The following is a 26,140-nucleotide window of genomic DNA, read 5'->3' as shown; positions in this document are numbered from 1 at the left end:
CCGGCCGCCCCCGGACCACCCCTCCCACCAGGAGTCATCCATGAGACTACGCAAGGCTCTCGGCGCGGCCGGTGCCCTCCTCGGCAGCGTGGCCGCCGCCTTCGCCCTCGGCACCCCGGCCGCCCAGGCCGACACCGTGACCGGCGGCACCGCGCCCGCGCTCCGCTTCGTCAGCTACAACATGTGCGGCAGCGGCAGCCCGTGCACCGACGAGCTCGGCTACACCGACGCGGCGAAGTACGCGACCATCCTCGACCAGACCAACCCGTCCGTCTGGGGCGCCGACCAGATCTTCCTCCAGGAGGTCTGCCGCTACCAGTACGACAAGCTCGCCGGCGACCTCGCCCCCAAGGGCTTCGAAGGGCTCTACACCACCACGGTGCAGCTCGGTACGGCCTCCAAGCTGTGCGCCAAGGGGCCGGAAGGCACCAAGGGCGACTACGGCATGGCCCTCTTCGTCAAGGGGACCGTGTCCGAGCGCAAGGTCCTCGACCTCACCGCCGGCGGCGAGAGCGAACCCATCAAGGCCCCCTGCGTGAAGAGTTACACCCAGGGCCGCGCCAACTGGGCCTGCTCCGTCCACCTCTACTGGGCCTCCGACCCCACCCTCCGCAACAAGGAAGCCGAGTTCCTCGCCGCTCAGGCCGCCGCCTGGCAGGAGCAGGGCCTCCCCGTCGTCCTCGGAGGCGACTTCAACGACACCCCGGGGTCCACCATGGCCGGGACCTTCTACGAGCCGGGCAACGGCTCCGGGAAGGGCCGCTTCGTCGAGGCCGACGAGACGGACAAGGACTGGTTCACCAGCGCGTGCACCGCGGCCGGCGCGACCCGCTGCCGCAGCGGCGAGACCACCTTCGGCGCCAGCCGCCGGAAGATCGACTACATTTTCCTCTCCGGCGCCCACTTCAAGAACGTCAAGGGCGACGTCCTGCCCAGGGTCGTCGACGCCTCCGACCACGACATGGTCCGCGCCGCCGCCACCTGGGCCGACTGCGGCCCGGCCGGTGCCACCGACGGCCTCTTCCGCCGCGACGCGAGCGGCGCCCTCCACCGCTACGCCGGCCGCGCCGACGGCAAGATCGCCGCGCCCTGCAAGGTCGGCGTGGGCTGGGGCACGATGAGCAAGGTGGCCCAGGACGGCACCACCCTCGTCGCCGTCGACGGTTCCGGCACCCTGTGGCGCTACCCGGCCGACCCGGCCACCGGCAGCTACTCCGGGTCCACCCGCGTCCAGGCCGGCACCGGCTGGCAGGGCAACGACGTGCTCCTCGCCCCCGGCGACTTCGACGGCGACGGCAAGCGCGACCTGATCGGCCGCGACAGTGCCGGTGCGCTCTGGCTGTACCCCGGCGACGGCGCGAACGGCTACGGGGCCCGCGAACAGATCGGCTCCGGCTGGCAGACCTTCGACAGCCTGCTCGCCCCCGGCGACTTCGACGGTGACGGCAGGGCCGACCTGATCGGCCGCGACGCGTCCGGTGGTCTGTGGTTCTACAAGGGCGACGGCGCTGGCTACTACGCGCCCCGGACCCAGATCGGCTCCGGCTGGCAGATCTACACCGCGCTCGCCGCCCCCGGCGACATCAACGGCGACGGCAGGGCCGACCTGATCGGCCGCGACGCGTCCGGTGGTCTGTGGTTCTACAAGGGCGACGGCGCCGGCTACTACGCCCCCCGGACCCAGATCGGCTACAGCTACCCGACCGGCGAGCTGCTCTTCTGACACCGCGCGCCCGCGCGGCTCGTGGCCCTCGTGGTCTTTGCCCGCCCCGTCACGCCGACGGGGCGGGCTCCGCCGTTTTGGGGACGGCGAAGGCCGCCGACCCGGGCGGGGCGGCGGCCTTCACGGTGGACGTACGGACGTCGGTGCGGACGTCGGCGCGGACGTCAGTCCTTCTTCGGCTCCTCCAGGCGCGGGAAGAGAACCGCGCCCTTCGTCACCGTCGCACCGGCCGGGAGCTGGCCCCAGCGGGCCGCGTCCTGGACCGGCTGCGCGGCCAGGGCGCCCAGCTCGGGCTCGGCACCGAGGGAGTCCCACAGCTTCTGGGAGGACTCCGGCATGATCGGATTGAGGAGGACGGCGGCGGCGCGGAGGGACTCGGCGGCCGTGTAGAGGATCGTCGCCAGGCGGGCCCGGCCCTCCTCCGACTCGTCCTTCGCGACCTTCCACGGCTCCTGCTCCGTGATGTAGCCGTTGACCTGCTTCACGAAGTCGAAGACCGCCAGGATGCCGCCCTGGAAGTCCAGCTCCTCGCCGATCTTGGCGTCGGCCGTCGCGACGGCCTTGGCCAGGCCCTCCTGGACCGCCTTCTCGGCGTCGCCGTCGGCCGCCGAGGCCGGCAGCTCGCCGCCGAAGTACTTGCCGACCATCGCCGCCACGCGGGAGGCGAGGTTGCCGTAGTCGTTGGCCAGCTCGGAGGTGTAGCGGGCGGAGAAGTCCTCCCACGAGAACGAGCCGTCCTGGCCGAACGCGATCGCGCGGAGGAAGTACCAGCGGTACGCGTCCACGCCGAAGTGCGAGGTCAGGTCCTGCGGCTTGATGCCGGTCAGGTTCGACTTCGACATCTTCTCGCCGCCGACCATCAGCCAGCCGTTGGCCGCGACCCTGCCCGGCACCGGGAGGCCCTGCGCCATCAGCATCGCCGGCCAGATCACCGCGTGGAAGCGGAGGATGTCCTTGCCGATCAGGTGGACGTTCGCGGGGAAGGTCTCGTCGAACTTCTCCGGGTTCTCGTTGTAGCCGACCGCCGTCGCGTAGTTCAGCAGCGCGTCGATCCACACGTAGATCACGTGCTCGCTGTCCCACGGGACCGGGATGCCCCAGTCGAAGGTCGAGCGCGAGATGGAGAGGTCCTCCAGGCCCTGCTTCACGAAGTTCACGACCTCGTTGCGGGCCGACTCGGGCTGGATGAAGCCCGGGTTCGCCTCGTAGAACTCCAGGAGCTTCGGGCCGTACTCGCTCAGCTTGAAGAAGTAGTTCTCCTCCTTGAGGATCTCCACCGGCTTCTTGTGGACGGGGCACAGCTTCGTGCCGTCCTCCGCCTCGATGAGATCGCCCGGGAGCTTGAACTCCTCGCAGCCGACGCAGTACGGGCCCTCGTAGCCGCCCTTGTAGATCTCGTCCTTGTCGTACAGGTCCTGCACGAACTCCTGGACGCGGTCCGTGTGACGCTTCTGCGTGGTGCGGATGAAGTCGTCGTTCGCGATGCCCAGGTGCTCCCAGAGGGGCTTCCAGGCCTCCTCGACGAGCTTGTCGCACCAGGCCTGGGGCGTGACGTTGTTCGCCTCGGCCGTGCGCATGATCTTCTGACCGTGCTCGTCCGTGCCGGTGAGGTACCACACCTTCTCGCCGCGCTGACGGTGCCAGCGCGTGAGCACGTCGCCTGCGACGGTCGTGTAGGCGTGGCCCAGGTGAGGAGCGTCGTTGACGTAGTAGATGGGGGTCGTGACGTAGAACGCCTTCGCCCCCTGCTTCTCGGATCCAGTGGCCGCCATGGTCGAAATCCTAACGGGCGTACGAAGATCCACTCACATCGAGCGAGTCGGGAGCAGGGGGCGGAGCGGGGCCTTCCGGCGGGGCTACAGGGACAGGCCGGTGACGACGCCCCGGTAGAAGTCCGCGTGCGGGGTCTCGACCGGCGCCGGGCCCGCGAAGTGCGTCGCCGTACGGTCCGCGGAGAGCTTCCGCAGGTAGTCGAAGGCCTTGCCGTCCTCCTCGCCCCAGGCGGTGAACCGCCAGTGCACCGGGCGGCCGGCCGCCTCCGCGAGGGCCTGCGTCGCGGCGGTACGGGACTCGGGGGCGCCGTCCGTCTGGAAGATCACCAGCGCGGGGCGGGCCGGGTCCGCCTTCTCGTGGCGGGCCAGGACCTCCTCGACGGCACGGTGGTAGTTCGTCCGGCCGAGGCGGCCGAGACCGGCGTTGATCTCCTCGACGCGGGTGGGGGTGAGGCCGGCGGGGGTGAGGTCGACGACCCCGTCGATGTCGGTCGAGAAGAAGACGGTGGTCACCGTCGCCTCCTCGTCCAGGTGCGCGGCGAGCGCGACGGCCTGCTCGGCGAGGCGCTGCACGGAGCCGTCCTTGAAGTACCCGCGCATCGACCCGGACCGGTCGACCACCAGATACACCTGGGCCCGGGCACCCTCCAGCCCCTCCTTCCGCAGCACGCCACCCGCGGCCCTGTACGCCTCCGCGAGCTGCGGCGCGGCGCTCCTGACGCGCGCGAGCGAGAGGGCGGACCCGCGGCCCGCGACCCCTGCGGCGACCGCCTCCGGCGCAGCCTGCGGCGCGGCCTCCGGTGCGGCCTCGTCGGCGAGCACCGCCACCGGCTCCGCCTGGGCGGGGACGTCCGCGCTCTCGTCGGTGGCGGCGGCTGTCGGCTCCGCCTGGGGGGTCTCGTCGGTGGGGGCTTCGGCCGCCGGCGCGGACTCCGGTTCGGCGGCGGGCTCCGACGCGTCGGCCACGATCGCCGGCTGCGCCTCCGAGGCCGCGTCCGGCGCGTCCGTACCGGCCTCGGCCTCCGCCTCCACGGCGGTGCTGTCGTCCGTGGCGACGGGGTCAGCCTCCGCGGGCGCCTCCGCCACCGTGTCGGTGGCCGCCTCGTTGGCCGCCTCGGTCTGCGCCTGCGGCGCGGCCTCGGCGGTGTCGGCCTCCGGGGCCGCGTCGGCCGGGGCGGCGGGGGCGGTCTCGTCGGTGACGACGGTGACGACGCTCGCCGGCTCTGCCAGGGCGGTTTCGTCCGTGACCGCCTTGGGCTCCGCCTCGGCGGGGACAGCCGGCGCGGTCTCGTCGGTGACGACCGTCCCGCTCGCGGCGGTGCCCGTCTCCTCCTGCGGCGCGGGCTCTGCGGCGGCCTGCGCGTCCGTCGCGGTCGCGGTCGCGGTCGCTCCGGAGGTCTCGCTCGCGGCGGCACCGGCCTGCGGCTCCGCTTCGGCGGCGTCCTCGCCCCGCGCCTCCGGCACGGTCTCGGCGGTCTCGACGGCCTTGACAGTCTCGGCGGCCTCGGCCGTCGGCTCCGTCCGGGCGGTCTCGGCGGAGCCGGGCTCAGGCTGCGTCTCGACGGGCGCGGCCGCTTCCGGCGCCGCGTCGGTGGCCTGCTCCGCTTCCGCTTCGACGGTCCCGGCCGTCGGGGCGGCGGACTCGGACGGCTCCGTCTCAACTGCGGCGGTCGCCGCTGCCTGCTTCACCTCGGCCGTCCCGGTCGTCTCGGACTCCGGCTCCGGCCGCACGGCGTCCGTGCCCCGGACCGTCTCCGTCTCCGTGTCGGCGACGGCGACGGCGGTCACGGCCTCCGGGGCCGCTGCCGGGGTCGGCTCGGAGGTCTCGGTGGCGGCGTCGGGCTGCGGGGTGGCGGCCCGGTCCGGCGTCGGCTCGGCCGACTCGGGGGCGGACGGAGTCGCGGGCGTCTGCTCCGCGGGCTTCGCGTCCGTGGCCGTGCGGGCCTTGGGGACCTGGGGGTTGTCGAAGGCGGCGGCCACCATCGCGTCGGCGGTCCTGCGGGCGGCGTCCTCGGGGACCTCCGCGGCGGGCGCCGGTGCGGCGGCCGGCTCCGGGGCCGGCGCCTCGGCGGACTCCGGGGTCTCGTCCCGCGCGGAGACGGGCGCGTCGCCGGGCTCGCGGGACTGGGACGGGACGGAAGGGGTCGCGGGATCTTCGCGGTCGCGGCCGAAAACCTTGCGCAGCAAGCTCCGAATACCCATGGGCGAACCCTTTCGCATGAGTTGGATGCGGTATGCGTCCTTCACCCCTGGCCAGGGCGGACACGTAAGGTTAGCGGCCACGTCCTCCGGTTCTCGGGACCCCGTCGGTCACGGTTGCTGCTCATTCATCCGGCGTTCACTCCGCCGCCGCCCGCGTGCAGATGTGCGCACATACCGTCACGGCCGAATGGATTCCCGACACCATGTCGGCGCACTTCTGCGCCGGAGGAGGACGAAGTGCGCAAGCTGCTGCCGATGATCGGCTCCCACTCCCACGCGGGCGGTCGTTCCGCGCTCACCTGCCGGTTCCGTTGCGGTGACGCCTGCTTCCAGGAGGTGCCGAACACCAGCGACAACGAGTACGTCGGCGACGTCATCGCCGGTGTGCTGTCCCGCCGTTCCGCGCTGCGGGCCGCCGCCGTCGTGACCGTGGCCTCCGCCGCCGGCGGTTCGCTGGTGGTCGCCGGAGCGCCCGAGGCGCAGGCGCACGGCGGGCACAAGCCCCACTGGCCCGCCCCCAAGGCCGACGGCGCCCGCGGCCTCCGCTTCGCGCCGGTCGCGCCGAACACCGCCGACCAGGTCACCGTCCCGTCCGGGTACGGGCAGAACGTCGTCATCCGCTGGGGCGAGCCGATCCTCCGCGGCGCCCCCGCCTTCGACTCCGAGAAGCAGACCGCCAAGGCGCAGGCGGGCCAGTTCGGTTACAACAACGACTTCCTCTCCCTGCTGCCGCTGCGCGGGGAGTACGGCCGGCAGGTGCTCGTCGCCAACCACGAGTACACCGACGAGCAGCTGATGTTCCGGGGCTACGACGCCGCCAACCCGACCCGGGAGCAGGTGGAGATAGCCTGGGCCGCGCACGGCCTCTCCGTCGTCGTGGTGCAGGAGGAGCGCCGGACCGGCAAGCTCACCCCGGTCTCCCGCCACTACCTGAACCGCCGCCTCCACACGAGCAGCGCGTTCGAGCTGACCGGGCCGGTCGCGGGTTCCGCGCTCGTCCGGACCTCCGCCGACCCCCGGGGCCGTACCGTCCTCGGCACGCTCAACAACTGCGCGGGCGGCACCACCCCGTGGGGCACGATCCTGTCCGGCGAGGAGAACTTCAACCAGTACTTCGCCAACGGCTCGTCCGCCACGGACAAGCGCTACGGCGTCGGCACCGGCGCCTCCGAGCGCAAGTGGGAGCGTTTCGACAAGCGCTTCGACCTCGCGCAGGAGCCGAACGAGATCCACCGCTTCGGCTGGGTCGTCGAGCTCGACCCGTACGACCCGGACTCCACGCCCCGCAAGCGCACCGCGCTCGGCCGGTTCAAGCACGAGGCCGCCCAGCCGCGCCTGACCGCCGACGGCCGCCCGGTCGTCTACATGGGCGACGACGAGCGGTTCGACTACTTCTACAAGTTCGTCTCCTCGAAGCGGATGATGAAGGGCGACTCCCGCCGGGCGCACGCCCACAACCTCACCCTGCTCGACGAGGGCACGCTCTACGTCGCCAAGCTGACCGGCGACTCCCCCGCCGCCGAGATCGACGGCACCGGCAAGCTCCCGAACGACGGCGAGTTCGACGGGTCCGGCACCTGGATCCCGCTGGCCACGGCCGGTCCGAAGGGCGCCGTCTCGCACGTGCCCGGGATGACCGCCGAAGAGGTCTTCGTCTTCACCCGCCTCGCCGGGGACAAGGTCGGCGCCACGAAGATGGACCGCCCCGAGGACGTCGAGCCGTCGCCGCGCACCGGCCGCGTCTACGTCGCCCTGACGAACAACACCAACCGCGGCAAGGGCACCAACCCCGGTGTCGACGAGGCCAATCCGCGCAACCTCAACAAGCACGGCCAGGTCCTGGAGCTCGCCGAGCACTGGGACGACCCGACCTCGGACGGCTTCGCCTGGCGCCTCTTCCTCGTCGCCGGTGACCCGAACGACCCGGCCACCTACTTCGCCGGCTACCCGAAGGAGAAGGTCTCCCCGATCTCCTGCCCGGACAACGTGGCCTTCGACCCGCACGGCAACCTGTGGATCTCCACCGACGGCAACGCCCTCGGCACCCACGACGGCCTGTTCGGCGTCGCCACCCACGGCGAGCGACGCGGCGAGCTGAAGCAGTTCCTCACCGTCCCCCGGGGCGCCGAGACCTGCGGCCCGATCATCCAGGACCGCCGCGTCCTGGTCGCCGTGCAGCACCCGGGCGAGCTCGATGGCGCCACCGTCGAGAACCCGGCCTCCGCCTGGCCCGACGGCCCCGGCAAGATCGTCCGCCCGTCCGTCGTCGCCGTCTGGCGCAACGACGGCCGCGACATCGGCGTCTGACCGGCGTCCGACCGGCGCCGGAACCGTAAGCCCGGGAGGCCCGGGAGGCCCGGGAGGTCTGGGGGTGGTCAGCCGACCCCCAGGCCCTCCCGGAAGCGGACGAACTGCTCCTCCGGGTCGCCCGTGTAGGCCCACGGCACCCACGCCGCCCGCTTCCCGAGCAGGCCGAGCAGCTCCCGCGCCGGCTCCACCTGGCCCGCGTAGCAGGCGGCGTGGGCGAGGAAGTTGAGGTCTCCGACCTCCTCCGGCGCGACCGGCCGGGACCGGTCCCGCCCGCCGATCCAGCGGTCACAGGTGCGGCGCAGCTCGGTCACGGCCAGCTCGTGCTTCCAGTGCTGGTCGAAGCCGCGCACCGGGCCGCGGCCCAGGGCCCCGTCCGCGATGTAGCGGTACTCCTCGACCCGCGCCACCTGCACCAGGACCGGCAGCGCGGAGCCGGGCGGCGCCACCCCCGCCGCGTCCCGTGCGAAGTCGTACATCGAGCCGTGGGTGCCGTGCCAGCGCGCCGACAGATAGCGCAGGACCTGCACGTGGCCCTCGGTGTTGTACGGGTCGCGGCGGCGCAGCTCGTCGAACCAGTAGCGCAGTTCGCGGCGCGGCACCCCGCCCTCGTACAGCCGGGCGACCGACAGCAGCGACACCCACGGCATCGGGTCGGCGGGGGCCGCGTCCGCCGCGCCCCGGCAGGCGTCCACGGCGGCGTCGAGCAGGGCCCGGTCCACGGCGGCGCCCCGGCCGGCCGCGATGGCCGCGTCGAAGACCCGCACCACCTCGGTCGCGGCCCGCAGCACCGCCGCGTCGGCGCTGTGGGGCTCGGCGGCCCGCCACGTCTCGACGGTCGAGCTGCCGGCGGCGGCGTGCGAGAGCAGCCGGATCCGGTGGGTGCGGCGGGCCCAGTCGTCCCCGGTCGCGGCGATCAGGTCCCGCACGCCCTGCCAGCGGCCGATCACGATGTCGTGGCGGGCCTCCGTCAGCGCGCGGTCACCGAAGTCCGGGTCGAAATCAGGCGTGAACCGCTCTCCGCGGGACCGTCTGAGGGCGCGTCGGCGTACGCCCATGAGGACCTCCTTCGGTCGGTGTCTCTGAAGAGAGGAGGGGGTGGAGGAGAACGGTGCGTCAGAAATCCGTGGCGTAGCTCTTGTCCCGCAGACGGGTGTGCGGGGAGGCGGGGGCCGACTCGTCGGCGGCGGCGAGGGCGCGGGAGGCGTCGAGGCGGGCGGGGCGGTAGTAGTCGCTGCCCTTGCGCCAGTACACCGTCATCGGGACGACTCCGACGGCGAGTCCGCCGAGGCCGATGGTGAGGGCGGTGGTGGACAGCTCGCCCAGCGACTCGACGAACACCCACAGCATGAACGCGGAGCCGAGCAGCGGCCACACCCCGCCCAGCAGGAGGTTCTTCGCGGAGCGCAGCAGCAGCGACTTGTACGCGACGGCGGCGGCGATGCCCGCCAGGCCGTAGTAGAAGGCGATCTGGAGGCCGATCGCGGAGACCGCGTCCCGCAGGATCCGCTGCACGGAGCCGGCGGAGGCGGCGGCGACGAAGAGGACGAGGGCGGCGGCGCCGACGGCGGCGACCGCGACCCAGGGGGTGTTCCAGCGGTGGTGGACCCGGCCGAGGGCGGCGGGGAGGGTCCGGTCGCGGCCCATCGCGAAGAGCGAGCGGGTGACCTGGAGCAGGGTCGTCTCCAGGGTCGCGACCGTGGACAGGATCACGGCGACGACCAGCAGTTTCCCGCCGACGCCCGGCCAGATCTCCTGGCCGAGGACGGCGAGGACGTTCGGACCCGCGGCGAGGATCCGGTCGGCGGGCAGCAGCACGTTCACCGCGACGGTGAACGCCACGAAGAGGACGAAGACGAAGCCGACGCCGACCAGGGCGGCGAGCCCGGCCGTGCGGCGGCTGTTCCGGGTCTCCTCGCTGAGGTTGCTGGTGACGTCCCAGCCCCAGTAGTAGAAGGCGGCGATCAGCGCGCCCGCCGCGAAGCCCTCCGGCCCGTCGAAGTGCCCGAGGCCGAACCAGGACCAGTCGAAGGCGACCGCCCGGCCGCGGTGGGCGACGGCCGCGAGGACGAAGGCCAGCAGGATCGCCATCTCGATGCCGGACATGACGAGTTGGGCGCGCACGGTGAGCCGGGCGCCGCCCAGCACGACGCCGAGCATGAGCAGGAACCAGCAGGCGCCGACGGCGGCGGCCAGCGGTGTGGAGGCGGCGAGGTCCGCGTCGAAGAGGGCGAGGGTCAGCGCCCCGGCCGGCAGCGAGCCGGCCACCATGAACACGGTCGCCGCGAGGACCAGCGCCCAGCCGGAGAGGAAGCCGAGGAAGGGGTGGAGCGTGCGGCCCACCCACGAGTAGCCGGCGCCCGCGTTGACGTCGATCCGGCCGAGGCGGGCGTAGGCGAGGACGATGCCGAACATGGGTATCGCGCCGTAGAGCAGCGCGGCGGGACCCGCGAGCCCGACCGCCCCGAAGAGCACGGCGGTCGTGGCGGCGAGCGAGTACGCGGGGGCGCTGCCCGCGACGGCCATGACGATCGTGTCGAAGGTGCCGAGGACATTGGGCTGGAGCCCTCTGCTGGTGGTCGTGCGCATGACGGTGTCCTCGGAGTCCTGGGAGCGGGTGTGGGGGGTTCCGGACGACGGAGGGTGAGGAGGCTGAGGAGAAGAGGGGGCTGAGGAGGGTGCGGGGGAGACGCGGGCGGCGGTGGGGCGAGGCAGGGTGAAGCGGCCCGTCCGGCGAGGCGGTCGGCCGGCCGGATGCGGGCGCGGGCAGGGGAGTGGGCGCTGATCACGTCGGGGCGGTCGAGCGCATCGTAGTCGTCCCGGTGGATTCCGGTAACGGTGGCAGGAGGGTTCCGTTCCGTGACCGCCGGTAAGTCCTTCTCCGCGCCCCGCGTACGGTCGCGGAAGGGGTTTGGCGGTGCCCCGCTGCGGGTCAGCGCAGCTCAGGGCCGGCGATCGCGCGGGCCGCGCGCACCTCCTGGCGGAGCGGTGCGAGGACGCCGTCCTGGTCGTCCGGCAGCTCGGCGCGGACGGCGAAGAGGGTGTCGGTCGCCCGCAGCCCCTCGGCGAGTTCGCGCAGCTCCCGCGCCACCTCCGTCACCTCCTTCGGGTCCGGCGGGGCGGCGCCGTGCGCCACCCGGATCCGGGCGGCCGTGGTGGCGTCCACGATCCGTTCGACGGCGATGGCCAGCGGCCACCAGGCGGCGGCGCGGGTGCCGGTGGGCGGCGGCTCGGTCAGGGCGCGCTGGAATTCGGAGCGGACCGCCGACAGGTCCCGGTACAGCTTGCGGCGGGCCCGCAGCCGCCCGGCGTCGGCGTCGGCGCCGAAGGCGCGGTCCACGTACGCGGCCGAGTCGGCGACCGCGTCGGCGAGCCGGTCGCCGATCCGGCTGTGCCAGGACTCCGGCCACAGCAGGTAGCCGGCGATCAGCGCGATGGCGCAGCCGATGAGGGAGTCGTAGAGGCGGGGCAGGACGAGGTCGAAGCCCTGCTGGTTGAGGGCGTCGGAGAGCAGCAGGATGACGGGGGTGATGGCCGCCGTCTGGAAGGCGTATCCCTTCGCGGAGAAGGCCGGGATGAGCGCGGCGAGCACCATCATCACCGGCACGTCCCACCAGCCGCGGGGCACCTCGGCGAGGACCAGCGCGGCGGAGACGAGCCCCAGGCAGGTGCCGACGGCGCGCAGCACGGCCCGGGAGAACACCGAGCCGAAGTCCGGCTTCATCACGAAGGTGACGGTGAGCGCCACCCAGTACGAGCGCGGCACGGCGACCAGCGACACCAGGGCCTGGGCGAGGCCGATGCAGAGCGCGAGGCGGAGCCCGTACCGCCAGGACGGCGCGGAGAGCAGCATCGTGCGGGTGGCGCGGCGGGCGCGGACGGTGAGCGAGGCGGGGCGGCCGAGGCTGTCGTCGACGTTGTAGGGGTCGGGTTCGGCCTCGTGGACGACGGTGGCGGCGTGCCGGAGGGCGTGCTCGACGGCCTTCTCGGCGGGCCGGGTGGACGGCGGGAGGTCGAGCTCGGGGCGCTCGGTCCGGCCGGTCTCGACGGCGTCCGCGAGGTCGCGGACGGTGGCGGCGACGGCGGGCGCCAGCGGTCCGTACAGGCGGACCCGCAGGTCGGCGGCGGGTGCCGCCTCCAGGAGCGGCACCAGCACGTTGAGCTGGGCGAGCAGCCGGGCCAGCGAGGTGGTGCGGCCGTGCTGGCGGGTGCGGCGGGCCAGGATCAGGTCGTACGACTGGTTGAGCGAGGCGGTGACCGCGTGCCGCTTCTCCTGGTACGCCTCCGAGCCCGCGGCCTCGTACAGTTCGGCGACCGTCCGGTAGGTGGCGGCCACCGCGGCCCGTTCCGGCGCGGCCCGCCGCAGCGGCCAGCCGAGCAGCGTGAGGACCAGCACCACGAGCCCGCCGGCGGTCAGCAGCAGCGGCGCCTTCCACCAGGGTTCCGGCATGGGCAGGCCGGCGCCGACCACGGCGTTCAGGAGGAGCAGCAGTCCGGAGGCGGAGGCGACCGCGCCGATCGAGGAGATCATCCCGGAGACGAGCGCGACGAGCGTCAGCGTCGCCACGGCGAGCCACCCCTGCCCGAAGACGAGCGTCCCGAGCGTCACCCCGAGCGCGCCGAACAGCTGGGGGACGGCGATGTTGAAGACCCGCATCCGGTACGCGTCGGCGGTGTCGCCGATGACGCCCGACAGCGCCCCCATCGACACGAGCGCCCCGTACGTCGGCTCCCCCACGGCCAGCCCGACCGCCAGCGGCAGCGACATCGCGAGCGAGGCCCGCACGACGGCGGCCCACGGGACGGGCGCCGGTGCGGGCCGAAGGCCCGCGGTCAGCCAGGCGGGGGGAGCGACGCGTACGGATCGTGCGGGGCGTGCCATGCGTCCAAGTTACGCGGGAGGCGCGGGAGTCAGTTGCGGTAGGACTCGACCTCCGAGGCGGGGCGGAGGGCGGCGGTGTCGGGGTCCTCGCCGAACTCGGCCTTGGCGCGGCGCTGGCGGAGCAGGTCCCAGCACTGGTCGAGGCGGACCTCCAGGGCGGCGAGGCGTTCGAGCTCCTCCGGGAGGAGGCCGCCGGCGCGGGTGCGGAGGGCGCGTTCCTCCTCCACGAGCGCTCCGATGTCGTCGAGGATCTGCTCGTTGTCCATGCTCCCAGCGTCGCCGATCAGCGTCCTTCCTGCAGGTCGAGGTCGGCGACGACGGCGCGGTGGTCGCTGCCGGGGAGGGGCGGGAAGCGGGTGGCCCCGGCGGCGAGGTCGGGGGTGGTGAGGACGTGGTCGATCTGGACGTAGGGCGGCAGGGGGCCCTCGGCGGGCCAGGTGGGGGTGCGGGAGGCGCCGGTGGCGCGGGCGGCGTCGAGGAGGAGGCCGGCGGCGGCGACGGAGCGGAAGGCGGCGTGGTCCTGGGAGGCGTTGAAGTCGCCGGCGACGATCAGCGACTCGTCGTGGGGGCGGGCCGCCACCTCGTCGCGCAGCCGGGCCAGTTCGGCCTTCCAGAGGCCGACCTGGCCGGGGACGGGCGGCATCGGGTGGGCGAGCTGGAGCCGTACCGTCCGCCCGGCGACGGTCGCGGTGGCGCCCGGCATGCCCATCGTGGAGGGCAGGACGGACCGGTCCCTGAGCGGGTAGGTGCTGAGCAGGATGGAGCCGGCGGAGCCCTCCGCGTCGACGGAGACCCGGTGCGGGAGCAGGCCGGAGAGGGCGGAGGCGAGGGCGCGCCCGCAGGCGAGGTCGCACTCGGAGACGTACAGGAGCTGGGGGCGCTCCCTGCGCGCGAGGGCGATGAGGGAGCCGGTGGCCTGTCCGAACTCGACGTTCGCGGCGATGACGCGGATCCGGGCGAGCGAGGGGCCGTAGGGGACGGCGAGCAGCGGTGTGTACGGCAGCGACGCCCAGGCGGTGCCGGTGAGGACGAGCACCGCGACGAAGGCGAGCACCCGGTGGCGGGCGGCGGCCGCGAGCAGCAGTCCGAGGCCGGCGGGGACGGTCAGCCAGGGGAGGAAGGAGAGCAGTTGGGGGAGGGGCGTGATGCCGTCCTCGTCCAGCGCCCGGCAGGCGGCGACGGCCGCGGGCGCGGACAGGAGCAGCCCGGCGGCCCAGGCGAGCGCGCGGTCGCGGTGCCTGGGCCGGAGGGGCGGGTGCGGTACGGCGGGTGCGGTCGGTGTCGCGGGCGGGGGCGTGCCGGGCGACGTGGTCGGGGCTGCTCGGTCCACGTCCTCAGTGTCGCAGGGCCTGGGCGATCTCCGCGGTCGTCGCTCCGCCGAGCGTCCGATTGCTGCGCGCCGTACCGGACTTGGAGGATCCGGCTCCGACGCGGTCGATGGTGAGGACGACCGTGTCGAGGAGGTTCCCGCCGTCGTCCCGGAAGACGACCATGACCGTGTAGTCGGCGGTGCCGTCCTTGGGGTTGGTGGCCGTGATCGTGGCGACCGTGCGGTCGCCGTCGACGGAGGTGGGGCCTGCGGTCACGTCGCCGGAGGCGTTCACACCGTCCTTGATCTCGTCCATCTTCCGCTGGGCGGCCGAGGCGACGGCGGCGGTCGCCGAGGAGACGATGTCGCCGGCGGTCTCCTTGGCGGCGTCGCAGCCGGTCGTCGCGCCGGTGGCGGCGAGGGCGAGGAGGAGGACGGCCGCGGTGGCCGGTCGCCGTCCCCGGGGCCGTCCGGTCGCCCCTCGTGCCGGTGCTTCCCGTGCGGGTGGGGGCATCGCCGGTCAGTACCGTTCGCCGGGGCCGTAGGCGTCGTCGGTGGCGAGGGCCCAGATCACGAAGATCGAGACGGCCATGGAGAAGAGCGCCCACCACGGCTGGTAGGGCAGGAAGAGGAACTGGGAGAGGAGGTTGAGGGACGCCAGGCAGATACCGGCGACCCGGCCCCACTCGGCGCCCTTGAGGATCCCGTAGCCGGCGATCGCGACGACGATGCCGATGACCAGGTGGATCCAGCCCCAGGTGGTGAGGTTGAACTTGAAGACGTAGTCGCCGACGCGGGTGTAGACGTCGTCCTCGGCGATCCCGGCGATGCCCTGGAAGACGTCCATGATGCCGGTGACCAGCATGAGGACACCGGCGAAGAGCGTGCCGCCGGAGGCCCACGCCCCGGAGGTGCTCGACGTGCCCGACGGGCGGGAGCGGGGGGCGGGGTCCGGGCGCGGAGGTGTGCTGTTCTGGCTCATGGCCCCATCGTGGGAGCAATCGGATGATTTCGACCTTCTGATAGGGCCGGACGGGTGATCGTCCTTCCCTTGCCTCTCTTATTCTGGATGTGTAAAGTCCAGGATCATGAGGATGAACGAAGGCGTGGAATGGGCGCTCCACAGCTGCCTCAACCTGGCCTGGATCGGGCCCGGTCGGGCCGTGACCGCCGCGCGGCTCGCCGCGTACCACGAGCTGCCCGCCGCCTATCTCAACAAGCAGCTCCAGGCCCTCGTCCGGGCCGGCATCCTCAGCTCCGTCTCCGGCCCCAAGGGCGGCTTCCGGCTCGCGCGGGGCCTCGACCGGATCACCCTCATGGACGTCGTGACCGCGGTGGAGGGCCCCGAAGAGGCCTTCCGCTGCGCGGAGATCCGCCGACAGGGCCCCGGGGCGGGCCCCGCGGGCGCGTACGCCGCCGAGTGCGCCATCGCCGGCGCGATGGGACGCGCCGAACTGGCCTGGCGCCGGGAACTCGCCGCCCAGACCCTGGACGGCGTCCGCGCCCGCGCCGAGGAGCAGGCCCCGGACGCGCCGGAGCGGATCCGGCGATGGTTCGCGAACGGGGGGTGACGGGGCTCGCGCCCCTCGATCCACCGGCTCGTTCTGGACATCGAACATCAAGAAATACCGAGAAGTGCCCGTCCTTTGTCGCTCGTCTGTGGAAGGAACGATCCGTCATGGCTGATCAGCGCACCCTCACCAACCCGCCCACCCTCCACGACCCCACCCCCTTCGGCTACAGCCACGCCGCCTCCGCCCCCGGGGAGCTCGTCTTCATCGGCGGGCAGTACGCCTCCGACGCCGGCGGCGCGCCCGTCCCCGGCGACTTCGCCGACCAGGTCGCGCGCTCCCTCGCCAACCTGCGGCACGCCCTCGAAGGCGTCGGACTCGGCTTCGAGCACGTCGTGCGGCTCGGTTCGTACGTCGTCGACCACGACCTCGGCAAGCTGGAGGTGCTGGGGAAGGCGCTGCACGAGGCGTTCGGGGAGCGGCTGCCGGCGCAGACCCTCAGCGGGGTCGCCTCGCTGGCGCTGCCGGGCATGCTCTTCGAGATCGACGCGGTGGCGGTACGGCCCGCGGCCTGATCCACTTGCGGCGGCCGGGCGGCGGGTGTGCCCTGGAGGATGCAGCGGGGGGACGACACGAAGGAGCCTCCGCCATGGCCGCACACGCAGCGGTACCCGCCCGGCGCCACGTGAGCACGCACGGTGCCGTCCTGCCCGCCGTCATCGGCATCGCCTACGGCCTCTACACCTCCACCGTCTCCCGGCACGGCGGAGCGCTCACCTGGGGCCAGCTCTGGCTCGGGATCGTCTCCGCGCTCCTCCTCGGAGGCGGCGTGTACGCGCTCCGCACCTACGGCCACGCGCTGCGGCGCGAGCTGCGCGCACCGGCGTGGGGCGCGCTCGTCGGCGGTGCGACCGGCTTCCTCTTCAGCCTGTCGGGAGCGAGCGTGCTGTCGTCGAGCGGCCTGGGGCTGGCCATGGCAGCGGCCGTCACGGCCGGGATGTTCTACCTCTACTACACGCACGAGGACGCGGCCGGTCACCCGGCGCCGTACTGACCCCGCCCGTGCCGGACACGCCCGCGGCGGGGGCCGTCCCCCGCCGCGGGTGCGGTGCGGACCGGGCCGCCCCCCGCCGCGCGGGTGCGGTGCGGACCGGGCCGGGGGAGACTGGGGAGGGTTCGAGGGAGGCGGCATGAGCGAGGGCGCGGCCATCGAGACCGAGGGTCTCGTCAAGACGTTCGGGAAGAACCGGGCCGTCGACGGCGTCGACCTCCGCGTCCCGGCCGGCACCGTCTACGGACTGCTCGGGCCCAACGGCGCCGGCAAGACCACCGCCGTGAAGATGCTCGCCACCCTCCTGCGCCCCGACGCCGGCCGCGCCCGCGTCTTCGGGCACGACGTCGTCGCGGAGGCCGACACCGTCCGGGGCCGCGTCAGCCTCACCGGCCAGTACGCCTCCGTCGACGAGGACCTGACCGGCACCGAGAACCTGGTCCTCCTGGCCCGGCTCCTCGGGCACGGCCGGCCCGAGGCCCGCGAGCGGTCCGCGCAGCTCCTCGGCGCGTTCGGGCTCTCGGAGGCCGCCGACCGGCAGGTCAAGAACTACTCGGGCGGCATGCGGCGCCGTATCGACATCGCCGCGTCCATCCTCAACACCCCCGACCTGCTCTTCCTCGACGAGCCGACCACCGGCCTCGATCCGCGCAGCCGCAACCAGGTGTGGGACATCGTGCGGGCCGTCGTCGCCCAGGGCACGACCGTCCTCCTCACCACCCAGTACCTCGACGAGGCCGACCAGCTCGCCTCCCGGATCGCCGTCATCGACCACGGCAAGGTGATCGCGGAGGGCACCAAGGGCGAGCTGAAGGCGTCGGTGGGCTCGGGCTCCGTCCACGTACGGCTCCGGGACGCGGAGCAGCGGCCCGAGGCCGAACGGGTCCTCACCACCGCCCTCAGGGCCTCCGTCCAGCTCGACCCCGACCCGGTCGCCCTCACCGCGACCGTCAACGGCCACGGCACCGAGCTCGGCGCCGCCGAACAGGCCGCCCGCGCCCTCGCCGAACTGGCCCGCGCCGGGATCACCGTCGACAACTTCGCCCTCGGCCAGCCGAGTCTGGACGAGGTCTTCCTCGCCCTCACCGACCGGAAGGGGCCGGCCGCATGAGTACCGGCACCACCTCGACCGACACGACCGGAACGACCGACACGACCGGAACGACCGGCACCACCGGACCGGCCGGCACGACCGACACCGCGACCACCGGCACCGACTTCGCCGCGCCGCGCGCCGACGAACTCGCCGCGCTGCTCGTCGGGAAGAACCGGCCGCCCCGGCCCAGCGCGCTCTCCGCGTCGCTCACCTTCGGCTGGCGCGCCATGCTGAAGATCAAGCACGTGCCGGAGCAGCTGTTCGACGTGACCGCGTTCCCGATCATGATGGTGCTGATGTACACGTACCTCTTCGGGGGCGCGCTGGCCGGCTCGGTCACGGAGTACATCCAGTTCCTGCTGCCCGGCATCCTCGTGATGTCCGTCGTCATGATCACGATGTACACGGGCATCTCGGTCAACACCGACATCGAGAAGGGCGTCTTCGACCGCTTCCGCACGCTGCCGATCTGGCGGCCCGCGCCGATGGTCGGCTATCTCCTCGGCGACGTCGTCCGCTATGTGATCGCCTCCGCCGTGATGCTGAGCGTCGGGCTCCTCATCGGCTACCGCCCGGACGGCGGGATCGTGGGCGTGCTGCTCGGGGTGGCGCTGCTGCTGGTCTTCTCGTTCTCGTTCTCGTGGATCTGGACCATGTTCGGGCTGCTGCTGCGCAGCGAGAAGTCCGTCATGGGCGTCAGCATGATGGTGATCTTCCCGCTGACCTTCCTCTCCAACGTCTTCGTCGACCCGAAGACCATGCCGGGCTGGCTCCAGGCCTTCGTGAACAACAGCCCGGTGACCCACCTGGCGACGGCCGTGCGGGAGTTGATGGCCGGCAACTGGCCCGCGGCGGACATCGCCTGGTCGCTGGGGTGGTCGGCCGTCTTCGTGGCCGTGTTCGGCGCGGTGACCATGCGGCTCTACAACCGCAAGTAGGCGTCAGCCCGCGCGGGGCGTCTTCTGCTGGACCGCCCAGCGGTTGCCGTCCGGGTCCGCGAAGTACACGAACGAGCCCCAGGGCTGGTCGTCGATCTCGCCGACGTCGATGCCGCGGCCGGTCAGCTCGGCGTGGGCCCGCTCGATGTCGTCGACGCAGACCTGCATGTTGTCGAGGGAGCCCGGGGCCATCTGCGTGACCCCTTTCCCGAAGGCGATCGAGCAGGCCGACCCGGGCGGGGTCATCTGCACGAAGCGGATGTCCTCGCTGACGGTCACGTCGTGGTCGGCGTGGAAGCCGGCCTGCTCGTAGAAGGCCTTGGCGCGGTCGACGTCGGTGACGGGGACGCCGATCAGTTCGAGTTTGATGTCCATGGTGCCCATGAGGGCATCCTCGGTCGGTGCGGTGCCCTTCGCACGGCGGAGCGGGCGCGGGGGTGACCCCCCGGGGGGCGATGCCCGCCCGCCGGGATGCTGCGAGGGACACGCGGGCCCCTGAGGGTCGCGCGGCCCCGAGGGTTACGCCGCCCCGGGCGTCACGCCGCCCCGTGGGTGCGGACGACCACCACCGGGCAGGGGGCGTGCTGGGTGACGTTGGTGGAGACCGAGCCCAGGACGGCCGCCTTGAAGCCGCTGTAGCCCCGGTCCCCGACCACCAGCAGCTCCGCGCCCGCCGCCTGGTCCACCAGGGCCTGCGCCGCGTTGCCGCCGACGACCGTGCGGGTGGTCGCGGCCGCCTGCTCGGGGGTGAGGGCCTGCTCCAGGGACTGGTCGAGGATCTGCTTGGCGAGCCGCTCCGGGTCGAACTCCGGCGGCACGCCCGGCATCAGCGTCGCCCAGGACGCCGGGTACTCCCAGCTGATCACCGCGTGGAGCGTGTCCCCGGTGAGGGCGGCCTGGGCGGCCGCCCACTTCAGCGCCTTCAGGGACGGTTCCGAGCCGTCCACGCCCACCACGATCCTGCCGCCGGCCATCGCCGACCTCCGTCCGTCGTCGGGAACTACCTCTCACAACCTAACAAACCGGTCAATCGAGCCGGAGGTCGGCCAGTTGCTTCTCGAAGGGGACGAACGCGTCCTCCTCCGCTCCGTCCTTCCGGTCGGCCGCCGACGCGACCAGCTCCGCGAACTCCTCGCCCGCCCGGGTGATCCGGTGCGGCAGGCCCTCGGTGTACTCGTCGCCGCCGCTGCCCCAGTCCTCGGAGGCGGCGTAGACCGCGGTCGGGGCGACCCGGGCCCGCAGGTAGGCGAAGAGGGGGCGCAGCGCGTGGTCGAGGACGAGGGAGTGGCGGGCGGTGCCGCCGGTCGCGCCGAGGAGGACCGGCGTACCGGTGAGGGCCGCCGGGTCGATCAGGTCGAAGAAGGACTTGAACAGACCGCTGTAGGAGGCGGTGAAGACGGGCGTCACCGCGATGACGCCGTCCGCGCCGGTCACCGCGTCGATCGCCCTGCCCAGCGCCTCCGACGGGAAGCCGGTGACGAGGTGCTTGGCGATGTCCACGGCGAGGTCCCGCACCTCGACGACCTCGACGTCGACCGCGTACTCCTGCTCGGCGAGCCGGTAGCGGGCGGCCTGGACGAGGCGGTCGGCGAGGAGCCGGGTGGAGGAGGGGCTGCTGAGCCCGGCCGAGACGGCGACCAGCTTGAGCGTACGCACGGTGGTCACGCCTCCTTCTTCTGCGAGAGGGCGGGGTGGAGCGGGGCGGTGGCGGGGACGCCGGCGGGGCGGAGGTTCGCGAACTCCTTGCGGAGGACGGGGACGACCTCCTCGCCGAGGATGTCGAGCTGTTCCAGGACGGTCTTCAGCGGCAGTCCGGCGTGGTCGACGAGGAAGAGCTGGCGCTGGTAGTCGCCGACGTACTCGCGGAAGGAGAGGGTGCGCTCGATGACCTCCTGCGGGGAGCCGACGGTCAGCGGGGTCTGGCTGCTGAACTCCTCCAGGGAGGGGCCGTGGCCGTAGACCGGCGCGTTGTCGAAGTACGGGCGGAACTCCCGTACCGCGTCCTGCGAGTTCTTCCGCACGAAGACCTGGCCGCCGAGGCCGACGATCGCCTGCTCCTCGGTGCCGTGGCCGTAGTGCGCGTACCGCTGCCGGTAGAGCCGGACCATCTTCTCGGTGTGCTGCTTGGGCCAGAAGATGTGGTTGGCGAAGAAGCCGTCGCCGTAGTACGCGGCCTGCTCGGCGATCTCCGGGGAGCGGATGGAGCCGTGCCAGACGAACGGCGGGACGCCGTCGAGCGGGCGCGGGGTGGAGGTGAAGCCCTGGAGCGCGGTGCGGAACCTCCCCTCCCAGTCGACCACGTCCTCCCTCCACAGCCTGTGGAGGAGCGCGTAGTTCTCGATGGCGAGCGGGATGCCCTGGCGGATGTCCTGCCCGAACCACGGGTAGACCGGGCCGGTGTTGCCGCGGCCCATCATCAGGTCCACCCGCCCGTCGGCGAGGTGCTGGAGGGTGGCGTAGTCCTCGGCGATCTTCACCGGGTCGTTGGTGGTGATGAGCGTCGTGGAGGTGGAGAGGATCAGGTTCTCCGTGCGGGCCGCGATGTGGCCGAGGAGGGTGGTCGGGGAGGACGGGACGAAGGGCGGGTTGTGGTGCTCGCCGGTCGCGAAGACGTCGAGCCCGACCTCCTCCGCCTTGAGCGCGATGGCGACCGTGTTCTTGATGCGCTCGTGCTCGGAGGGGGTGCGGCCGGTGGTGGGGTCGGTCGTCACGTCGCCGACGGTGAAGATCCCGAACTGCATCGTGGTCACCTCTCGCGTTCCTCGATAGTGATTGAAGCTTAAACTATCCCGTCCAACGGTGCCGACCGCCTCCCTATTCCGCGCCTCCGGGGCCCGTGCTCCGTCGCCTCCCGGGTCCCCGGCCCGTGCCTCCGCCCGGCGCCTCCCCGGTCCCCCGGCCCGGGCATGCGGTCGCCGTACCCTGGAGGCCATGACCGAGAAGGCGCACGACGACGAGGGCTGGAAGGAGCGGGGCGTGATGCTCCGCGTCTTCGTGTACGTCTTCGCCACCCACGCGTTCGCCGGCTTCGTCTGGATCCTCTTCCACGTCGGACAGAACGCCCAGAAGTGACGGCCCGGGCCCCGCGGCCCCGCCCCGAGGTGAGCGCCGCCACGTGCCGCCGGCCTGCGGGCCTCACGTAGAGTCCCCGACGTGAACGGTGCGATATCGGTCGTCGGAATCGGCGCGGACGGCTGGGACGGGCTCCCCGAGAGCTCCCGCCGGGTCCTGCGCGGCGCCGAGGTGCTGCTCGGCGGCCCCCGCCAGCTGGACCTCCTCCCCGAGGACGCCTGCCCGGGCGAGCGGATCGCCTGGCCGTCCCCGCTCCGCCCCGCCGTCCCCGGCCTGCTCGCCGCGCACGCGGACCGCGCGGTCGCCGTGCTCGCCAGCGGCGACCCCTCCTTCTACGGCATCGCCCGCACCCTCGCCGAGACCGCGGGACCGGACCGCCTCGACGTCCGCCCGCACCCCTCCTCCGTCTCCTACGCCTGTGCCCGCCTCGGCTGGCCGCTGGAGGCCGTCGACACGCTCTCGCTCGTCGCCCGGCCGCTCGACGCGCTCCGCGCCGCCCTCCACCCCGGCCGCCGGCTCCTCCTCCTCGGCGAGGGCCCCGGGACCCCCGCCCGGGTCGCGGCGCTGCTCCGCGAGGCGGGATGGGGCGGCACCAGGATCCGGGTCCTGGAACAGCTCGGCGGCCCCGCCGAACGACTCCTCGACGCGACCGCCGCCGACTGGCCGCACGAGCGCACCGACGCCCTCCACGTCCTCGCCCTCGACTGCGTCCGCGACCCCGGCACGCTCCGGCTCGGCACCACGCCCGGCCTCCCCGACGAGGCGTACGAGCACGACGGGCAGCTCACCAAGCGCTACGTCCGCGCCGCCACGCTCGCCGCGCTCGCCCCCGCCCCCGGGGAACTCCTCTGGGACGTCGGCGGCGGCTCCGGCTCCATCGGCGTCGAATGGATGCGGGCACACCGCGACTGCCGGGCGATCGCCGTCGAGAGGTCCCCCGAGCGCGCCGCGCGGATCACCCGCAACGCCGCCGCCCTCGGCGTCCCGGCCCTGCGCGTGGTCACCGGCCCGGCCCCCGCCGCCCTCGCCGGCCTCCCCGTCCCCGACGCCGTCTTCATCGGCGGCGGGCTCACCGCCCCCGGCCTGATCGACACCTGCTGGGACGCCCTGCCCGCCGGCGGCCGGCTCGTCGCCAACACCGTGACGCTCGAATCCGAGGCCCTGCTCGCCGAGGGCTACCGCCGCCACGGCGGCGAACTGGTCCGGCTCGCCGTCTCCGCCGCCGTGCCCGTCGGCGGCTTCACCGGCTGGCGTACGGCGATGCCCGTGACCCAGTGGTCCGTAACGAAAGGTTCTGAAGAGGGATGACCGTCTACTTCATCGGAGCGGGCCCCGGCGCCGCCGACCTCATCACCGTGCGCGGCGCCCGCACCCTCGCGGCCTGCGGGGTCTGCCTCTACGCCGGCTCCCTCGTCCCGCGCGAACTGCTCGCCGAGTGCCCGCCCGGCGCGAAGCTCGTCGACACGGCGCGGATGGACCTGGACGGTATCGTCGCGGAGATCGCCGCCGCCCACGAGGCCGGCCAGGACGTCGCCCGCCTCCACTCCGGCGACCCGTCCGTCTTCAGCGCCATGGCCGAGCAGATGCGCCGGCTCGACGCGGCCGGCATCCCGTACGAGGTCGTGCCCGGCGTCCCGGCCTTCGCCGCCGCGGCCGCCGCCCTCAAGCGGGAACTCACCGTCCCCACGGTCGGCCAGACCGTCATCCTCACCCGCATCGCCCAGCAGGCCACCCCCATGCCGGAGGGCGAGGACCTCGCCACCCTCGGCCGCAGCGGCGCCCTGCTCGTCCTCCACCTCGGCGCCCGCTACGCCGACCGGATCGTCTCCGAACTCGTCCCCCACTACGGCGCCGACTGCCCCGCCGCGGTCGTCGCCATGGCCAGCCGCCCCGACGAGCTCGTCCTGCGCGGCACCCTCGCGGACATCGCCGGCCAGGTGAAGGAGGCCGGCGTCACCAGGACCGCCGTGATCATCGTCGGCCGCACCCTGGCCGCCTCCGAGTTCCGCGACAGCCACCTCTACGACCCGGCCCGCGACCGCCACACCTGCTGACCCACGGCCGCCGCACCCCGGCGCACGACCGCCACGCCTGCCGAGGCACGACCGGCGCACGGCCGCCACACCTGCTGACGCACGGCCGCCGCGCCCTCCGACGCGCTCTCCGGCGCGACGGAGGCCGGGCCCGTACCGGCCCGGCCTCCGTCGTCGTCACGGCTCAGGCGTTGGGCCGCTTGCCGTGGTTCGCCTTCTTCTTCTTGCGAGCCCGCCTCTTGTTGCCTCGCTTCGCCATCGGACTCCCTCTCTCACGGGGTTGCGTCGTGGCCAGCGTAGGTTCGGGGGCGGTGCCGCGCATGTCGGCGCGACCCCCTTCAATGGGACCCATGACCGTCTACGACACGGCCCGGGCGCTGCCGGGCATCGAGGAACTGCGCGACCACTCCCGGAGCCTCGCGATGCTGGACGCCGTGCTGAGCCCCGTATGGGAGCGCCGGTACTACTCCTTCGACGCGCACTGGTCCGACACCGAGCAGCTGGCGTCGATGAAGGACGGCGAGGGCGGCGAGTACACCATCGTCCTCTCCCCGGCGGGCGCCTTCGCCCGCGTCTTCGACCACGAGTCGCCGCTGAGCCCCTACGGGCCCCTCGCGGACGGCGCGACCTGGCCCGGGGTCCTCGACGGCGTCCCTGACGCCTTCTCGGAGTACCTGACGGAGCCCGCCTTCCTCGACGAGGACGACGTCCACGTCACCACCGCCTGCCTGTGGCGCGAGCCCGCCGACACCGCCTGGCGCACCGGCCCGGTCGCCTTCCCCGACCCTGACGACCACCCGGACGGCCACGCGGACCCGGACGGCTCCGGCCGCCTCCTCCACCTGCTCCTGGACCGCACCCCCGAGGCGTACGCCACCTGGGCCTCCGACCACTACGGCACCGACGTCCCCGTCGAAGCCGTCCGCCACGTCCTCGCCCTGCGCCCGCTGACCCCGGAGGTCGTGACGGCCCTCAACCCGGCGGCGACCCTCACGGACCTCGCCGAGGACATCGCGGAGATCGGCTTCCCGCCGCCCCGCCCCTGACGTGACGGGAACCCGCCCGTGACGGAGGTGCCGCGTGTTGCCCCCGGGACGGCCGCGCGCGGGGATAATCGGAGGCATGGCACACGAGACGGCGACCGTCTCCGAGGTACGGCGCGAACGGTACGCACGACGACTCCCCACCGACCTGTCCGCACTGCGCGGACCCGGGCACGGGTCGGTCCGGCTTCCCCTGCACCTGGCCTGGTCCGGGCTGACCGAGTACGACCTCGACCGGCCCCGGCTGCGGATGAGCTGCTACCGCACGGTCCTCGCCGAGGGCGGCCACGACGACCTAGTCCGGCACCTCAACCGGGACCTCCTCGTCGAGCTGTGGCCCGTCCTGCGCACCCTCGTGAGCAAGGACCTGCGGGTGGTCTGGGAGGACGCCTTCCACGAACTGGCGCCGATGGCGACGGCGGCCGGGCGCGCGGGGTGAAGCTCACCGGGCTGCACCGCCGCCTCCTCGACGACGTCCTCGCGGCGGGCACCGAGTACCCCCTCGTCCTCACCGGCGGTTACGCCGTCCAGGCGCACGGCCTGGTCGACCGCCTCAGCCAGGACCTCGACGTCGCCACCGAGAGCCCCCGGCCCATGCCCGAGATCGCCGCCCGCCTGCGGGCCGCGCTGGAGGCCGGCGGCTGGCGGGTGCGGACCCTGGAGACCGACCCGCTCTCCGCCCGGCTGATCGTCACCGATCCGGACAGCGGCGAGGAGTGCGAGGTCGACGTCCTCAAGGAAGTCCTCTGCGGCCCTCCCGAGCACCGCGAGTTCGGCCTCCTCCTCTCCCTCCGGGATGTGGTCGGCACCAAGGTGCGCGCCCTGGCCGACCGGGGCATGGCCCGCGACCTGATCGACGTCCAGGCCGCGGCGGACCGCGGCTGGAGCCCCGAGGAACTGGAAGGGCTGGGCCGGCAGCACGCCCGCGACGGCTTCGACCTGGAGGAGCTCCGGACGAAGCTCGCCGGCGCGGAGTGGATCGACGACACCGAGTTCACCGCGCACGGCCTCGACGAGGAACGGATCCACGCCCTGCGCGCCTGGGCCCAGCGCTGGGCCGACGACATCGGCGAACGCCTCCTCGAAGGCGCCCCGCCGGAGGACGAGCCCTAGTAGTGCTTTGTTAGGTGGTCTTGTCACGGCTTGTGTTCGGTAGTTCGCTGGCCGTATGAGGGCTGGGGAACTTGCTGGGGTGCGGGTC

General features: G+C 73.3%; 27 protein-coding genes. 13 read left to right on the top strand and 14 right to left on the bottom strand.

Annotation, left to right across the window (positions count from 1 at the left end):
• Positions 1-40: 40 nt before the first annotated feature.
• Positions 41-1,723: an FG-GAP-like repeat-containing protein gene (locus ACF1BN_RS32450; protein WP_392335162.1), complete on the top strand. Its 1,683-nt coding sequence runs from the start codon at positions 41-43 to the stop codon at positions 1,721-1,723.
• Between the two features lie 164 nt (positions 1,724-1,887).
• On the opposite strand, the gene metG is transcribed toward ACF1BN_RS32450, so the two are convergent.
• Both metG and ACF1BN_RS32440 read right to left on the bottom strand, forming a co-directional pair.
• Positions 1,888-3,495, bottom strand: a complete 1,608-nt coding sequence (metG, locus tag ACF1BN_RS32445; protein WP_392335161.1) for a methionine--tRNA ligase — start codon at positions 3,493-3,495, stop codon at positions 1,888-1,890.
• 84 nt (positions 3,496-3,579) lie between these two features.
• Positions 3,580-5,697 carry a VWA domain-containing protein gene (locus ACF1BN_RS32440; protein WP_392335160.1) on the bottom strand — a complete coding sequence of 706 codons (2,118 nt, stop codon included), beginning with the start codon at positions 5,695-5,697 and terminating at the stop codon, positions 3,580-3,582.
• A gap of 237 nt (positions 5,698-5,934) precedes the next feature.
• On the opposite strand from ACF1BN_RS32440, the gene ACF1BN_RS32435 reads away from it, so the two are divergent.
• On the top strand, positions 5,935-8,004 hold the full coding sequence (locus ACF1BN_RS32435; RefSeq protein ID WP_392335159.1) for a PhoX family protein: 2,070 nt from the start codon (positions 5,935-5,937) through the stop codon (positions 8,002-8,004).
• 68 nt (positions 8,005-8,072) lie between these two features.
• Here ACF1BN_RS32435 and ACF1BN_RS32430 read toward each other — a convergent pair whose 3' ends face one another.
• The 7 genes from ACF1BN_RS32430 to ACF1BN_RS32400 form a co-directional block, all read right to left on the bottom strand.
• Positions 8,073-9,062, bottom strand: coding sequence for a hypothetical protein (locus ACF1BN_RS32430; protein ID WP_392335158.1), 990 nt, complete (start codon positions 9,060-9,062; stop codon positions 8,073-8,075).
• Between the two features lie 58 nt (positions 9,063-9,120).
• Positions 9,121-10,593 (bottom strand): APC family permease, encoded by a 1,473-nt coding sequence (locus ACF1BN_RS32425; RefSeq protein ID WP_392335157.1) that lies wholly within the window; start codon positions 10,591-10,593, stop codon positions 9,121-9,123.
• A 343-nt stretch (positions 10,594-10,936) separates the two neighbouring features.
• The gene (locus ACF1BN_RS32420; protein ID WP_392335156.1) at positions 10,937-12,886 is read right to left on the bottom strand and encodes an FUSC family protein; all 1,950 of its coding nucleotides are present in this window, start codon (positions 12,884-12,886) and stop codon (positions 10,937-10,939) included.
• Between the two features lie 29 nt (positions 12,887-12,915).
• Entirely contained in the window at positions 12,916-13,152 is a 237-nt protein-coding gene (locus ACF1BN_RS32415; RefSeq protein WP_392335155.1) for a DUF2630 family protein, read from the bottom strand.
• 17 nt (positions 13,153-13,169) lie between these two features.
• The gene (locus ACF1BN_RS32410; protein ID WP_392335154.1) at positions 13,170-14,216 is read right to left on the bottom strand and encodes an endonuclease/exonuclease/phosphatase family protein; all 1,047 of its coding nucleotides are present in this window, start codon (positions 14,214-14,216) and stop codon (positions 13,170-13,172) included.
• Between the two features lie 4 nt (positions 14,217-14,220).
• Positions 14,221-14,709 (bottom strand): hypothetical protein, encoded by a 489-nt coding sequence (locus tag ACF1BN_RS32405; RefSeq protein WP_392335153.1) that lies wholly within the window; start codon positions 14,707-14,709, stop codon positions 14,221-14,223.
• Positions 14,710-14,715: 6 nt separating this feature from the next.
• On the bottom strand, positions 14,716-15,177 hold the full coding sequence (locus tag ACF1BN_RS32400; RefSeq protein WP_392335152.1) for a hypothetical protein: 462 nt from the start codon (positions 15,175-15,177) through the stop codon (positions 14,716-14,718).
• 112 nt (positions 15,178-15,289) lie between these two features.
• On the opposite strand from ACF1BN_RS32400, the gene ACF1BN_RS32395 reads away from it, so the two are divergent.
• The 5 genes from ACF1BN_RS32395 to ACF1BN_RS32375 all read left to right on the top strand — a co-directional run bounded on the left by ACF1BN_RS32395 (position 15,290) and on the right by ACF1BN_RS32375 (position 18,791).
• Entirely contained in the window at positions 15,290-15,766 is a 477-nt protein-coding gene (locus ACF1BN_RS32395; RefSeq protein ID WP_392335235.1) for an RrF2 family transcriptional regulator, read from the top strand.
• Positions 15,767-15,873: 107 nt separating this feature from the next.
• The gene (locus tag ACF1BN_RS32390) at positions 15,874-16,281 is read left to right on the top strand and encodes a RidA family protein (RefSeq protein WP_392335151.1); all 408 of its coding nucleotides are present in this window, start codon (positions 15,874-15,876) and stop codon (positions 16,279-16,281) included.
• A 74-nt stretch (positions 16,282-16,355) separates the two neighbouring features.
• Positions 16,356-16,760, top strand: a complete 405-nt coding sequence (locus tag ACF1BN_RS32385) for a hypothetical protein (protein ID WP_392335150.1) — start codon at positions 16,356-16,358, stop codon at positions 16,758-16,760.
• A 136-nt stretch (positions 16,761-16,896) separates the two neighbouring features.
• Complete coding sequence (locus ACF1BN_RS32380; RefSeq protein ID WP_392335149.1) at positions 16,897-17,868, top strand: ATP-binding cassette domain-containing protein; 972 nt, start codon at positions 16,897-16,899, stop codon at positions 17,866-17,868.
• Positions 17,865-18,791 (top strand): ABC transporter permease, encoded by a 927-nt coding sequence (locus tag ACF1BN_RS32375; protein WP_392335148.1) that lies wholly within the window; start codon positions 17,865-17,867, stop codon positions 18,789-18,791. The genes ACF1BN_RS32380 and ACF1BN_RS32375 overlap by 4 nt, the downstream gene beginning before the upstream one ends.
• A gap of 3 nt (positions 18,792-18,794) precedes the next feature.
• On the opposite strand, the gene ACF1BN_RS32370 is transcribed toward ACF1BN_RS32375, so the two are convergent.
• The 4 genes from ACF1BN_RS32370 to ACF1BN_RS32355 form a co-directional block, all read right to left on the bottom strand.
• Complete coding sequence (locus ACF1BN_RS32370) at positions 18,795-19,166, bottom strand: VOC family protein (protein ID WP_392335234.1); 372 nt, start codon at positions 19,164-19,166, stop codon at positions 18,795-18,797.
• 161 nt (positions 19,167-19,327) lie between these two features.
• A complete protein-coding gene (locus ACF1BN_RS32365) occupies positions 19,328-19,765 on the bottom strand; it encodes a universal stress protein (protein WP_392335147.1) in 438 nt (145 codons plus the stop codon).
• Positions 19,766-19,817: 52 nt separating this feature from the next.
• The gene (locus ACF1BN_RS32360; RefSeq protein ID WP_392335146.1) at positions 19,818-20,456 is read right to left on the bottom strand and encodes an FMN reductase; all 639 of its coding nucleotides are present in this window, start codon (positions 20,454-20,456) and stop codon (positions 19,818-19,820) included.
• Positions 20,453-21,532 carry an LLM class flavin-dependent oxidoreductase gene (locus tag ACF1BN_RS32355; RefSeq protein ID WP_392335233.1) on the bottom strand — a complete coding sequence of 360 codons (1,080 nt, stop codon included), beginning with the start codon at positions 21,530-21,532 and terminating at the stop codon, positions 20,453-20,455. Before ACF1BN_RS32355 ends, ACF1BN_RS32360 begins: the two co-directional genes overlap by 4 nt.
• Before the next feature lie 190 nt (positions 21,533-21,722).
• Between ACF1BN_RS32355 and ACF1BN_RS32350 the strand changes: the two genes are divergently transcribed.
• The 3 genes from ACF1BN_RS32350 (at position 21,723) to cobM (ending at position 23,917) form a co-directional block, all read left to right on the top strand.
• Positions 21,723-21,863 (top strand): DUF6126 family protein, encoded by a 141-nt coding sequence (locus ACF1BN_RS32350; protein WP_392335145.1) that lies wholly within the window; start codon positions 21,723-21,725, stop codon positions 21,861-21,863.
• Positions 21,864-21,944: 81 nt separating this feature from the next.
• Complete coding sequence (gene cbiE, locus ACF1BN_RS32345; protein ID WP_392335144.1) at positions 21,945-23,171, top strand: precorrin-6y C5,15-methyltransferase (decarboxylating) subunit CbiE; 1,227 nt, start codon at positions 21,945-21,947, stop codon at positions 23,169-23,171.
• Positions 23,168-23,917, top strand: a complete 750-nt coding sequence (gene cobM, locus ACF1BN_RS32340) for a precorrin-4 C(11)-methyltransferase (RefSeq protein ID WP_392335143.1) — start codon at positions 23,168-23,170, stop codon at positions 23,915-23,917. Before cbiE ends, cobM begins: the two co-directional genes overlap by 4 nt.
• A 163-nt stretch (positions 23,918-24,080) precedes the next feature.
• Here cobM and ACF1BN_RS32335 read toward each other — a convergent pair whose 3' ends face one another.
• Positions 24,081-24,155 carry a 50S ribosomal protein bL37 gene (locus ACF1BN_RS32335; protein ID WP_100661309.1) on the bottom strand — a complete coding sequence of 25 codons (75 nt, stop codon included), beginning with the start codon at positions 24,153-24,155 and terminating at the stop codon, positions 24,081-24,083.
• 91 nt (positions 24,156-24,246) lie between these two features.
• Here ACF1BN_RS32335 and ACF1BN_RS32330 point away from each other — a divergent pair, with 91 nt between their 5' ends.
• From ACF1BN_RS32330 to ACF1BN_RS32320, 3 genes are all read left to right on the top strand, one after another.
• Complete coding sequence (locus ACF1BN_RS32330) at positions 24,247-24,942, top strand: hypothetical protein (protein ID WP_392335142.1); 696 nt, start codon at positions 24,247-24,249, stop codon at positions 24,940-24,942.
• Between the two features lie 76 nt (positions 24,943-25,018).
• Positions 25,019-25,378 (top strand): transcriptional regulator, encoded by a 360-nt coding sequence (locus ACF1BN_RS32325; RefSeq protein ID WP_392335141.1) that lies wholly within the window; start codon positions 25,019-25,021, stop codon positions 25,376-25,378.
• Positions 25,375-26,052 (top strand): nucleotidyl transferase AbiEii/AbiGii toxin family protein, encoded by a 678-nt coding sequence (locus ACF1BN_RS32320; RefSeq protein ID WP_392335140.1) that lies wholly within the window; start codon positions 25,375-25,377, stop codon positions 26,050-26,052. The genes ACF1BN_RS32325 and ACF1BN_RS32320 overlap by 4 nt, the downstream gene beginning before the upstream one ends.
• The last annotated feature ends 88 nt before the right edge of the window (positions 26,053-26,140 follow it).

It is taken from the genome of Streptomyces sp. NPDC014861, assembly GCF_043081625.1.
Taxonomy (GTDB): domain Bacteria; phylum Actinomycetota; class Actinomycetes; order Streptomycetales; family Streptomycetaceae; genus Streptomyces.
Note: the sequence above shows the minus strand (reverse complement) of the source record. Positions and strands in the feature narration are given on the sequence as shown.

Coding starts and splice junctions, on each gene's coding strand:
- ACF1BN_RS32450 (WP_392335162.1), top strand. CDS start 41: ATGAGACTACGCAAGGCTCTCGGCGCGGCCGGTGCCCTCCTCGGCAGC.
- metG (WP_392335161.1), bottom strand. CDS start 3,495: ATGGCGGCCACTGGATCCGAGAAGCAGGGGGCGAAGGCGTTCTACGTC.
- ACF1BN_RS32440 (WP_392335160.1), bottom strand. CDS start 5,697: ATGGGTATTCGGAGCTTGCTGCGCAAGGTTTTCGGCCGCGACCGCGAA.
- ACF1BN_RS32430 (WP_392335158.1), bottom strand. CDS start 9,062: ATGGGCGTACGCCGACGCGCCCTCAGACGGTCCCGCGGAGAGCGGTTC.
- ACF1BN_RS32425 (WP_392335157.1), bottom strand. CDS start 10,593: ATGCGCACGACCACCAGCAGAGGGCTCCAGCCCAATGTCCTCGGCACC.
- ACF1BN_RS32420 (WP_392335156.1), bottom strand. CDS start 12,886: ATGGCACGCCCCGCACGATCCGTACGCGTCGCTCCCCCCGCCTGGCTG.
- ACF1BN_RS32415 (WP_392335155.1), bottom strand. CDS start 13,152: ATGGACAACGAGCAGATCCTCGACGACATCGGAGCGCTCGTGGAGGAG.
- ACF1BN_RS32405 (WP_392335153.1), bottom strand. CDS start 14,709: ATGCCCCCACCCGCACGGGAAGCACCGGCACGAGGGGCGACCGGACGG.
- ACF1BN_RS32400 (WP_392335152.1), bottom strand. CDS start 15,177: ATGAGCCAGAACAGCACACCTCCGCGCCCGGACCCCGCCCCCCGCTCC.
- ACF1BN_RS32395 (WP_392335235.1), top strand. CDS start 15,290: ATGAACGAAGGCGTGGAATGGGCGCTCCACAGCTGCCTCAACCTGGCC.
- ACF1BN_RS32390 (WP_392335151.1), top strand. CDS start 15,874: ATGGCTGATCAGCGCACCCTCACCAACCCGCCCACCCTCCACGACCCC.
- ACF1BN_RS32385 (WP_392335150.1), top strand. CDS start 16,356: ATGGCCGCACACGCAGCGGTACCCGCCCGGCGCCACGTGAGCACGCAC.
- ACF1BN_RS32380 (WP_392335149.1), top strand. CDS start 16,897: ATGAGCGAGGGCGCGGCCATCGAGACCGAGGGTCTCGTCAAGACGTTC.
- ACF1BN_RS32375 (WP_392335148.1), top strand. CDS start 17,865: ATGAGTACCGGCACCACCTCGACCGACACGACCGGAACGACCGACACG.
- ACF1BN_RS32370 (WP_392335234.1), bottom strand. CDS start 19,166: ATGGACATCAAACTCGAACTGATCGGCGTCCCCGTCACCGACGTCGAC.
- ACF1BN_RS32365 (WP_392335147.1), bottom strand. CDS start 19,765: ATGGCCGGCGGCAGGATCGTGGTGGGCGTGGACGGCTCGGAACCGTCC.
- ACF1BN_RS32355 (WP_392335233.1), bottom strand. CDS start 21,532: ATGCAGTTCGGGATCTTCACCGTCGGCGACGTGACGACCGACCCCACC.
- ACF1BN_RS32350 (WP_392335145.1), top strand. CDS start 21,723: ATGACCGAGAAGGCGCACGACGACGAGGGCTGGAAGGAGCGGGGCGTG.
- cobM (WP_392335143.1), top strand. CDS start 23,168: ATGACCGTCTACTTCATCGGAGCGGGCCCCGGCGCCGCCGACCTCATC.
- ACF1BN_RS32330 (WP_392335142.1), top strand. CDS start 24,247: ATGACCGTCTACGACACGGCCCGGGCGCTGCCGGGCATCGAGGAACTG.
- ACF1BN_RS32325 (WP_392335141.1), top strand. CDS start 25,019: ATGGCACACGAGACGGCGACCGTCTCCGAGGTACGGCGCGAACGGTAC.